The sequence below is a fragment of the Paenibacillus sp. J31P190 genome (assembly GCF_059692075.1).
Genome location: NZ_JCAUAS010000035.1, coordinates 46951 through 57517, shown reverse-complemented (window position 1 = coordinate 57517; position 10567 = coordinate 46951). Strand labels below are relative to the sequence as shown.

Annotated in this window: 10 protein-coding genes; 4 read left to right on the top strand and 6 right to left on the bottom strand. The window is 43.4% G+C overall.

All coding sequences use genetic code 11. From position 1 onward, the window contains the following. Nucleotides 1–477 precede the first annotated feature (477 nt). Nucleotides 478–867: a VOC family protein gene (locus AC58U0_RS33985; RefSeq protein WP_497383136.1), complete on the bottom strand. Its 390-nt coding sequence runs from the start codon at nt 865–867 to the stop codon at nt 478–480. 69 nt (nt 868–936) lie between these two features. Beyond that, nucleotides 937–1158, bottom strand: coding sequence for a hypothetical protein (locus AC58U0_RS33980; RefSeq protein WP_497383135.1), 222 nt, complete (start codon nt 1156–1158; stop codon nt 937–939). 157 nt (nt 1159–1315) lie between these two features. Here AC58U0_RS33980 and AC58U0_RS33975 point away from each other — a divergent pair, with 157 nt between their 5' ends. Further along, nucleotides 1316–1594, top strand: coding sequence for a hypothetical protein (locus AC58U0_RS33975; protein WP_497383134.1), 279 nt, complete (start codon nt 1316–1318; stop codon nt 1592–1594). Nucleotides 1595–1735: 141 nt separating this feature from the next. Further along, entirely contained in the window at nt 1736–3886 is a 2151-nt protein-coding gene (locus tag AC58U0_RS33970) for a 5'-nucleotidase C-terminal domain-containing protein (RefSeq protein WP_497383133.1), read from the top strand. Between the two features lie 169 nt (nt 3887–4055). On the opposite strand, the gene AC58U0_RS33965 is transcribed toward AC58U0_RS33970, so the two are convergent. After that, the gene (locus AC58U0_RS33965; protein WP_497383132.1) at nt 4056–6749 is read right to left on the bottom strand and encodes a response regulator; all 2694 of its coding nucleotides are present in this window, start codon (nt 6747–6749) and stop codon (nt 4056–4058) included. A 168-nt stretch (nt 6750–6917) separates the two neighbouring features. Between AC58U0_RS33965 and hisC the strand changes: the two genes are divergently transcribed. Both hisC and mscL read left to right on the top strand, forming a co-directional pair. Further along, on the top strand, nt 6918–8033 hold the full coding sequence (gene hisC / locus AC58U0_RS33960) for a histidinol-phosphate transaminase (RefSeq protein WP_497383131.1): 1116 nt from the start codon (nt 6918–6920) through the stop codon (nt 8031–8033). 121 nt (nt 8034–8154) lie between these two features. After that, nucleotides 8155–8622 carry a large conductance mechanosensitive channel protein MscL gene (mscL, locus tag AC58U0_RS33955; protein WP_057303350.1) on the top strand — a complete coding sequence of 156 codons (468 nt, stop codon included), beginning with the start codon at nt 8155–8157 and terminating at the stop codon, nt 8620–8622. Nucleotides 8623–8647: 25 nt separating this feature from the next. On the opposite strand, the gene AC58U0_RS33950 is transcribed toward mscL, so the two are convergent. Genes AC58U0_RS33950 through AC58U0_RS33940 form a run of 3 tightly spaced genes read right to left on the bottom strand, consistent with a single transcriptional unit; the run spans nt 8648 to nt 10446 of the window. Continuing rightward, the gene (locus AC58U0_RS33950; RefSeq protein ID WP_497383130.1) at nt 8648–9409 is read right to left on the bottom strand and encodes a (S)-benzoin forming benzil reductase; all 762 of its coding nucleotides are present in this window, start codon (nt 9407–9409) and stop codon (nt 8648–8650) included. Next, complete coding sequence (locus AC58U0_RS33945) at nt 9410–10243, bottom strand: DUF8832 domain-containing protein (RefSeq protein WP_497383129.1); 834 nt, start codon at nt 10241–10243, stop codon at nt 9410–9412. Then, nucleotides 10243–10446, bottom strand: coding sequence for a copper ion binding protein (locus AC58U0_RS33940; RefSeq protein WP_497383128.1), 204 nt, complete (start codon nt 10444–10446; stop codon nt 10243–10245). The genes AC58U0_RS33945 and AC58U0_RS33940 overlap by 1 nt, the downstream gene beginning before the upstream one ends. Nucleotides 10447–10567: the final 121 nt, after the last annotated feature.

Below are 10567 nucleotides of genomic sequence, written 5' to 3'. Positions count from 1 at the left end.
TCTTTTTTGAACGATTTCTCGTTCGTGCTTACTCACTCGTTGTTCAGTTTTCAAAGATCAATTTCTTTCGTTCACTGCCGTGTTACCGAAGCAGCGAGAAGTAATATACCACAGCTCGTCCATCAATTGCAAGCACTTTTTTTCTTGTCAATCTCTGCCGTTCTCTGTCGGAAAGCTATAGTAACATAGGTTGTTGTTTGAATGCAAGTTCCATTTAATGACTCATGGTGTTTTGCCGCTTCAAAGCAACGAGGAATAATGTAACACGTAGAGAAACCAATTACAACCCCTTTGGAAATGTTCCACAATTGCAATTGTTTTGAATTGTTCCTACATACAAATCTAAACAAAAAGGATGCAGTCCTCTGCATCCTTTGAAGCTCCATTAGTATTCCATTCTATCTATTGAAGGAAAATTCAATTGGGAATCTACAACTCTAGTAAAAGGATTGTATTATCTAGCAGATTATTAACGATTCAACGCGTAGACTGAAAGAATTCGATACGCTCTCCGTCTAAACCATTAAAGAAGAAGTACCTGGAGCCATTCGGAAGGGTCGTAATCTCAGTATCCAACTGATCAACTGCCAACCCTTTGATTCTTATAAATTCCGCTTCAATATCATCCACAGTAAAAGCCAAATGGTGAACTTTGCCCTCTTGCGGTAAACCTGCGTTATAACCCTCTACTAATTCAACTTCAGTTTCATTTAATGCTTCAAAACCGAGAAAACCAAGTTTAATCACACCATTCGTATGTAACAAAGTACCTTTGTGCTTAAGTCCAATTACATTTTCATAGAAACGAATTGATGCTTCCAAGTTCGCTACCATCACACCGACATGCTCCATTTTCAAAACTGCCATCTGTAGATAACCTCCTCCATTCATCTCCTTCTATTGTAACGAAAAGAGCATGAGAGGACTAGAGCGACTTTAAGAGATACTGAGCGTTTCCATTTCGCCATCCAGCGAGAAGAGCGTCACTTCTTTGTTCGTAATATTCACCAAACCAATATCATCAAATACTTTTCTCACCTGAGCATTGGATAAATGCTTCATTATGGTTTGAGCCGCTATCTGTAAATGATCCTGATACATGGATTCAAAAAACATAAGAACTTCTTTTTCCCCAACTAGGATTTTTGCGTGCATCATCCCATCAACACCCCCGATATCAATGAATCAATTGTATATATTGGAATCTAGGAAAGTGTCAGAACTTTATTAGGTTTATGTTAGGTTCATAGATTTCGCCTTAGATATAAAGTCAGTGTATACTAGAGTAAAGAAGATGTGGTAGGAGGGTGCAAATATGAGATTACTAAAGCTTCTTCAAATTTATGAAGTGGATGGGATTACACCCAAGCATCGATCGGAACGATTTGATTTTGATGAAATTCAAGGGCAAACATTTCGTGAAATGAACCCTACTGAGGTTGGGTGCCCAATGATCCTATCAGGCGTCAATAGGTACATACCTTTCAAAACAACTAGAGTTCAAGCCATAGATCGGGACGGAATGGATTTCCGGGTACTCACACGCAATACCATTTATCATTTTGAAATTTATACAGAGCGACAAGCCACGTAACCTTTGGAAGGTTAAGGGCTTTTTTTGTTGTTTCATCTAATAATAATTTCTTTACTTCTCAAAATCTACCATTTCCCCTTATACTAATAGATGGGTTTATTAACCGAAGTTCTATTAATTTGAAGGAGGAATTGTTAACACATGAAAAAAACATTGACCACCCGCCTTACAGCACTCGCTCTTGTTACTGTTCTTACTAGCTCTTTCGCTAGCAGTCTAGCATTTGCCGAAACAGCAGCACCCTCTTCTTCCGTTTCAATGAAATCAGATATGCGTCTTGCGATTGATAACGGCGCTATTGAGGGCTACGGGGATACAGACTACCGTGGTGCAAATGCCGCTACTCGCGCTGAAGTGGTAACAATGATTAACCGTGCCGCCAAATTGAAAAGTGCAGATCTTGGTTCTGTCACGTTCACAGACCTTGCAAATTGGCAAAAACAAGCGGTTGCGAATGCTGTTGCAGCTAAACTCATTAGCGGCTTTGCTGACGGTACGTTTCACCCGAATGCTGCCGTTACTCGTCAAGAGCTTGCTGAGTTGATCGTTAAAGTCGTAACTGGCGGCCAACTGCCAAAAGTGAACGAGAATGTGTTGAACTACTTCAAAGATTCCTCCTCCATCGCTAAAGAATCCCGCCCTTATGTCGCTTATGCCGTCATCAGCGGAATTTTCACACCTACCCTTGACGGTAACTTCAACCCTACTGCGGAAGTAACGCGTGATGAAGTAGCTAAGGCGCTTAAACCTATTTTATTTAAAGTGGTTGATATTTTAACAACAAATGATATTCACGGTAAAATCGAAGTCGGCTTCGATAAAAAGCGCAATCAAGGTCAAGGCGGTATCGAAACACTCGGCGGTATCGTGACCGATTTCCGTGCTGTAAATCCAAAAGGAACGGTCGTTGTTGACGGCGGTGACGCATGGCAAGGTACGTTAATTTCCAATACGACAAATGGTCAATCCGTGATGGATACGATGGCGCAAGTGCAATATGATGCCGCGGCTATTGGAAACCATGAGTTCGACTTCGGTCGTGACGTTCTGATCGACAACATTAAGAAAGCAAAATTCCCTATTCTCGGGGCTAATATTATCGATGATAAAACAGGTAAACGCGTTGACTGGACACAGCCCTACGTGATTGTTGAAAAAGATGGCCTGAAAATCGGTATCATCGGCTTCGCAACGCCACAAACGACAACAACAACGAAATCAACAAACATTGAAGGCCTCTCCTTTGTTAATCCGGTTCCTATGGCTAAAGAATTGTCCGATGAGCTTCGTGCTAAAGGTGTCGACATCATTATGGTTACCTCCCACCTACCTGGTGAGCAAAACCAAAAATCTGCTGAAATCATCAGCGAGCTCGCTGATCTTGCAAAAGGCACTGGGAATGGTACCCTTGATGCGATTGTCGGTGGTCACTCCCATATGCGTGTTGCCGGTATCGTGAATGGCATTCCTGTTGTTGAGGCTCAAAGCTGGCTTTATGCGGTTGGGCACATTCAACTGTTTGTAGACAAATCCACAAAACAAGTCGTATCCTCAAATGCAAGCTTGCTTGAAACATATACGAACCTGACAACAGCTGACGCGAAGATTCACCAAACGGTTGAAGATTATAAAGCCAAAATTTCAGCGAAATCCGGAGAGGTTGAAGTCGTTGCTGCAGAGCCGCTAACTCGTAAATCTTTCCGCTTTGCTGTCAATGGCGGAGTTGATCGGGATGGCGCTTCCCAATTAGGGAATAGTATCACTGATGCCATGCGCGCTTCTGAGAAATCAGACATCGCCTTCACTAATATCGGCGGTATTCGCGCTGATGTAGATAAGGGTGAGCTGACATACAGCAAAATGTTTGAAGTGTTCCCTTTCGGCAATTACAACGTTACGGGTACAATGACTGCTGCACAAATCAAAAAAGCACTCGAAGTTACGGACAAGTATACCAATCTTCCAGCTATTCAATTCTCGGGCTTGAAAGTAGAGTGGGACAGCACGAAGCCACTCGGTGAGAAATATTCCAAAATCACTCTGGTAGATGGTACTCCTATCTATGTCGATGGCAAGTTTAATACAGACCGTACGTTCAAAGTAACAACCAATGATTTCATGGCTACTGGCAGCGGCGATGGCTTTACGGTATTCGGTGAAGTGAAGGATTGGAAAGATGGCTCCATCATGCTGGACGCTTGGGTGAATTACGCTAATTCTCTGAAAGCTGCTGGTAAAGAACTATCTGTGCAGGACGATGGTCGCGATGTGCGTTTGGATTTGAAGAAATAAGCTATCATTAATTATTAATCTCACAAGGATAAACGACTCCGTCGTCCTTCTGGGACGAGCGCGTTTGTCAAGACTGATGACGCGAAGTGTAATAAAACTTATACTTTCCTATCTACTAAAATAAAAGACCTTTGACCGCATCCAAAAATGGATAGGGTCAAAGGTCTTTTTATTTGGTGAGCCATACCCGCATCAGGGATAATAACTGACTTAAATTAAGCGGTTTGCTAATATAATCGGAGGCACCAGCTTGCAAGCAAATGTCTCTGTCCTGTTTCATAGCTTTGGCTGTCAAGGCAATAATCGGCACTTTCTCAAATCGGGTATCTTTCCTAATCATTCGCATGGCTTCGTAACCATCCATAACAGGCATCATGATATCCATAAGGATGAGATCGATATCTTGATCTTTCTTCATAATCTCCAAACATTCTTGTCCATTATGGGCAACGCTAACTAGTATTCCTTCTTTCTCAAATGCATTGCTTAGAGCGAACACATTCCGAACGTCATCGTCGACGACAAGTACTTTTTTTCCGCTGAAATTGTTCCTCTCTGCTGGGTCAGCAGCTTTCTTATAAGCATCCCTAAGCAGAAAGTCACTTATCATCGGGGAAGACGCAGCTGCTGCTTCCTTCTGCATGGCTTCAGTTTCGTTATAGACCTGCTCCAATGATGGAACATAAAGCGTGAAGGTACTGCCTACTCCCTCTTCGCTTTGCATGATAACCCGGCCGCCGAGAAGTCGGGCTAATTCACGGCTTATCGATAAGCCAAGGCCTGTCCCTCCATATTTACGATTCGTTGTCCCATCCGCCTGGCGAAACGGCTCAAAGATCAATTGCTGCTTCTCAGGAGATATCCCAATCCCTGTATCTTTTACGGATATGACCAGAACTTGTCTATGTTTAGCCAATGGCAGAAACTCTTTAATCTGCTCTTCGCTGCACGTACTCAAATTCACCTGAACGGAGCCCTTATGTGTAAATTTAAAGGCATTAGAGAGTAAATTTTTAATAATTTGGCTTAATCGTTGTTCATCCGTATAAAAAATGTCTGGAACCTGTGAATCGCGCACGATGCTGAAAGTGAGATTTTGCTGTTCGGCCACCTTTGCAAATTGACTTCGCAATATATCTGGAAGCTCAGATACATTCATTTCACCGACATGAATATCTAATTTGCCAGCTTCGACTTTGGATAAATCAAGAATATCGTTAATCAGATGAAGAAGATCATTCCCTGAAGAATGAATAACACGGGCGTACTCCTGCTCTTCTTTGGTCAATGAACCCTGTTTATTTTCTTGCAGCATTTGAGAAAGGATAAGCACACTGTTTAATGGGGTACGGAGTTCGTGTGACATATTCGCTAAAAATTCCGATTTATATCGAGAACTTTGCTGCAGCTGAATCGCATGTTCTTCAAATGATGCTTTAATATTCTCTAATTCTCGTGACCTTTCTTCCGCATAACGATTTTGTTCCTCCAACTGTTCATTCGTCATGTGCAGTTCTTCTTGCTGCGTTTGAAGTTCTTCCGTTATGATCTGATATTCTTTTAGAAGCCTCTCAACTTCAACACGCGTTTGCACACTATGTACAATTGTACCTAATACTTCGAGAATATCTTCAAGCAGCTCAAGCTGCAGCGGAGTAAATTTATCAAAGGAGGCCAGCTCCATGACAGCAATAACTTCATTGTTATGTAAAATGGGTACGATCAGAACACTTTGCGCCTGCGCCGCTCCGAGTCCAGACGATAGGGTAATGTAACTAGCTGGTACTTTGGTTAAGTGAAACATTCGCTTCTCTACCGCACATTGACCGACAAGTCCTTCACCCAATTGGAAGCGATGGACCCCAATGTCATCACTTCCCCCCATGACGGCATAAGAAGCCAACTTAATCATAGAATCCTTGCCTTCATAGGAAGAACGAAGATAAAAAAGACCGAAAGAAGCATCAAACAGCTCAGCTGCTTTACTAATAAAGGACTTCCCTAGTGTTTCCAGGTCCGAAATCCCTTGAAGCATATGTACGACTTCCGTTAATTTGCGCTGCTGCCACTCCATCTCTTCTTGATTCTCAAGCAGAAGATTCGTTGCATCCGCAAGATCTTTCACCTCATCATTCATGGTAACTTGTATACGTTTAGAACGATCTCTTTTCGATGAACTTAAGTTCATAATACTTCTTGTTACTTGTTTAATCGGGCCTACGATAGATCGGGAAATTAATAGTGCAGCTGCTATTGAAAATATAACAACAAGCGTTAACATAACGAATAAAGACATAGTAAGCATCTGATTCTGTGCATCTAAATGCGCCGATCTTTCCTTAGTAAGTCCCATTTCTACGCTTCGAAAGCGATCCAGTTGTGAGCGTATATCATCAATAACTTGCTTCCCAAGTAAAAAATTATAATCAAAATACGTTTCGTTATTAACGTTATTTCTCATTGAAGATAGGGACTTTCCTCCACTCTGCTGCAGCCATCGTTCGATTAACGCCTTAATGGAAGAAAGATTTTGCTCCTGTATGACGTTATCCCGAGTTAGCTGACTGAGACGACTGTAGGATTCCCGCCATTTCGACGCTCCTACGTTGTAAGGTTCTAAATAGCTGAGCACACCCGTAAGTAAATAGCCCCGCTGCCCGCTTTCCATATCCATCACATATTTTTCGATACGATTCGTTTCATTATGGACGGCAAAATCATGCTCGATGATATAATTTCTATCTTCCTGCATGGAGGACACTTGGTAATTGACTAATACAAATGAAATGGTTAAACAGACAATGATGAACATATACCCAATCATAATCTTGGAACGGATACCAAATCTATTTTTCCCCATCATGCTGCAGTCCCTTCCCCTAGTATAAATTTTCCTTATTCGTTTATTATACTATGTTCTCCAAAAAATGGGATACGGAGATTATTTATACTTTACTGCATTAACGAGTTAATGTATTATTATAGTAACGTGTTAAATTAGACTTACTAAAATGAATTAGGAGTGATTATTATGAGTCGGACAATTAAACACATTCGCCCTCGCAGTGTCCTTTCACGCATGAAGCCTTACTCTCCTGGGAAACCCATTTGGGAAGTTCAACGAGAATTAGGTATCGAAAAGGTCACCAAGCTTGCTTCTAACGAAAATCCTTTAGGCCCTTCACCATTGGCACTAACAGCCATTCAATCTTATTTGACCGATATCCACCGCTACCCAGACGCCGACACAGTTGATCTTAGGGGGGCAATAGCGGAGAGATTACAGTTTTCTTCTGATGAAATCCTTATAACCAATGGGGCCGATGAACTTATTACGCTTATTTCGGAAACTTTTCTGGAACCAGGGGATGAGATTATTGTTCCTTCTCCAACTTTTAGCGAATATGAATTCGGGGCTAATTTAATGGGTGCTCGTGTCGTGCAAGTACCGCTTCGCGAAGATTACCGTTATGATGTTGACGATATACTCGCTGCTGTAACGGAACAAACCAAACTGCTTTATATTTGCTCACCTAATAATCCAACAGGCACTTATATGAAGAAACAGGATTTACATCGGCTTATGGATGAGCTCCCTTCCTATGTTCTTGTTATTTTCGACGGGGCTTATAGTCACTTTGTAACAGCGGATGACTATAGTGATGGGTTGGAGCTTGTACGTTTGGGCTACCCCATCGTCGTCACACAAACCTTTTCCAAAATATACGGATTGGCTGGTATACGTGTTGGGTATGGCATCGCGTCCCCAAGTATTTTGCATAGTATCCGTCAGGTTAAGGAACCATTCAATGTGAATGCATTAGCACAAGTTGGCGCTACTGCGGCGATTAAGGATGATCAGCATCTTAATGCAACACGGGAGATGAACGCTCGCGGAAGAGAGCAGTTATATGTAAGTTTGCAGGAAATGGGATTGAATTTCATACGCAGTATGAGTAATTTCCTATTGGTTGAGCTTGGCCCGGACGCTAAAAGCATCTATGAAAAGCTGATGAATAAAGGAATTATTATTCGTTATGGCGGAGCTTGGAACCTCCCTAATCATGTACGGATTTCAGTTGGGACGTCTGAAGATCATACGGTATTCATCGAGGCGCTTCGCGAAATATTCATTCATCAAACCTGACTTAGTCGCCAAAGTTCAAAAATGCCTTGAAGGGTATGCCGAGACCTGCCGCCAATTGTTTGCGTGCAATCAAATATGCTACAATATGAACAATGATTGTCTCATGGGGGTAAGCGAAGCGATGCTGAAGGAATTTAAAGATTTTGCGTTCAAAGGGAATATGGTAGATTTAGCAGTTGGTGTAATTATCGGGGGCGCTTTCGGGAAAGTCATTACGTCGATCGTGAATGATTTGATCATGCCGCTTGTTGGGCTGCTAATTGGTAAAGTGAAGTTCAATGATCTATTTATTTCATTAAATGGCGTTCATTACAATACCCTTAAAGATGCGGTTGCAGCCAGTGCGCCTACCTTTAATTACGGACAATTTATTTCGACTTTCCTAGACTTTTTAATTGTTGCTTTTGTCATTTTCCTTGTTATCAAACAGCTTAGCAAGTTCCGTAAAAAAGAAGAGCCGAAAGAAAAAACAGTAACATCCAAATCTTGTCCGCACTGCTTGTCCGAAATTCCCGTACAAGCTACACGCTGTAAGTTCTGTACTTCAGAGCTGTCATCAGGTACTGCTGTGTCAGGGAGTATTCAATAAGGTATGGTAAAAAGCCCGAATCGGATTATATCGATTTGGGCTTTTTGGTGCGCAGATCGGCGATCTCGCCTTGCGCGAAAGCGTTTGTCTGCAGCAGGTCGAGCAGCTGCCTCGCGGTAGCTTCGGGCGATTGCAGCTCGCCCTGCTCTTTGAGCTGGACGAACCTGCTCACCTGCGGGAAGTCCACTTCTTCAGCAGCGCGGATCTCCCGCTGCATATCCGTGTCAACCACACCCGGCGCGATGGAGTAAATCTCCACCGGGTGCGGCTCATTCATCTGCTCGACGCCCACGCAGCGCGTCAGCATATCGAGCCCGGCTTTGGCGGTGCAGTAAGCACCCCAGCCGGGGTAGGGCTTCTTCCCCGCGCCCGAGGAGATGATGGCGACCCGCTTCATGATCGGCCACGCCTGCGTGAGCCGAATGAAGCTGTTCGTCAGCAGCGCGGGCGCGATGAGATTGACCTGCAGGCTGCGCTGCAGGTCGTCATGGTCTGCTCGGCCGATCGATGTCATCGGCTCGAGCATGCCAGCATTATTGATGAGCGTGATGGAATCCGCTTCATCCACCGTGCAGAGGATTCGCTCCATGAGCGAATCCAGGCCTTGCGTGTCCGCCAAGTCGTAAGCGTGGAAGGTAAGTGTACCTTCCGCGCGCAGCGCCTCTTGGCGCAAAGCTTCACTATAGCTGCGAGAAATGCAGTGAATCGCAGCTCCCTGTTGTAGAAGCTGCTGAATGATCGCAGCACCGAGTCCTTTTGAACCGCCTGTAATAATATACGTTTCCATTTACGGCACCTTTACGACAAACGGAACTGTTATCACTTGACCATCCCGTTGAAATTCGCCCCATATTTTATAAATTCCACTCTTCGGAAATGATGTCTTGAATTTGGCTTCCGGCCCTGATGATTTCTCATCTACAGGATGAACATGCAGATATTGGTCTGCTTTCTCATCAAGAATAACCACATGTCCAACTGCACCTAAATAGGGCTGCAAATTGGTTATTGGGGCTTTCGTAGCTGCATCCTTAAAGGTATAGGTCAAATTCACGTCCATTCCCGCCATGAGATGATCAGCCGCAAGTGATATCTCCATACCATTCACCGTTGAGGTAAGCTTGCTGTCTGGCTGCAAGGATATGGCTGGCGCAGCTTCTCCACCTGCTTGGATAACGTGACTTTTGACGATTTGCGCTTGCCCGCTAGGTTTAAAGTCAGCGAACAACTTATAGTTGCCGCCTGCAGGAAGTGCTGTACGAATCGTGAATAGTCCCTTACCTTGGTAAGTCGGGTGAATGTGTTTGTAATAGGAAAGATCTTGGCTAACCAGAATAAGATGCATCTTTTTCTCATGGTTTAGGTCAAAATCATCAACAGATTTCCCATCTTTATCAAGGATCTGTATCGTCATCTCAGTTTCTTGTTTGGCTTGTACGGGGTCAGACGAAAGCTTAAATACGGCCTGAGTACCGTCTTTATCCGCCGATTCACCACTGCCATGGCCGGCATGTTCCTGTTCTTTATTTTCTGAATGAGCTGAATGTTCGGTGGTTGTTGCTTTGCCACAAGCACTCAATAATATAGCCGCTGTGAGGAGAATTACGCCTATTTTCTTCATTATTGCACCACATCGTAGCCTTGCTCTTCGATCGCATCCTTGATCGCTTCCACGCTAAGCTTACTATCATCAAACTGTACTTCGACTTCTTTGTTAGCCAGATTCACTTTGCCTTCTGCACCCAGCTCCTTCACCGCTTTCTCAACCGAATTCACACAGTGATTGCAGGACATTCCATCAACTTTCAAAATAATAGCAGACATTCCAACACTCCTTCTATTATGTTAAATGATCTCATTAGGGTATTCATTGTTTGAGCAGTTCATCCACAACGGCCATGGGCTTCTTTGAATACCGCTATTAGATTTATAGTATACCCCCCTA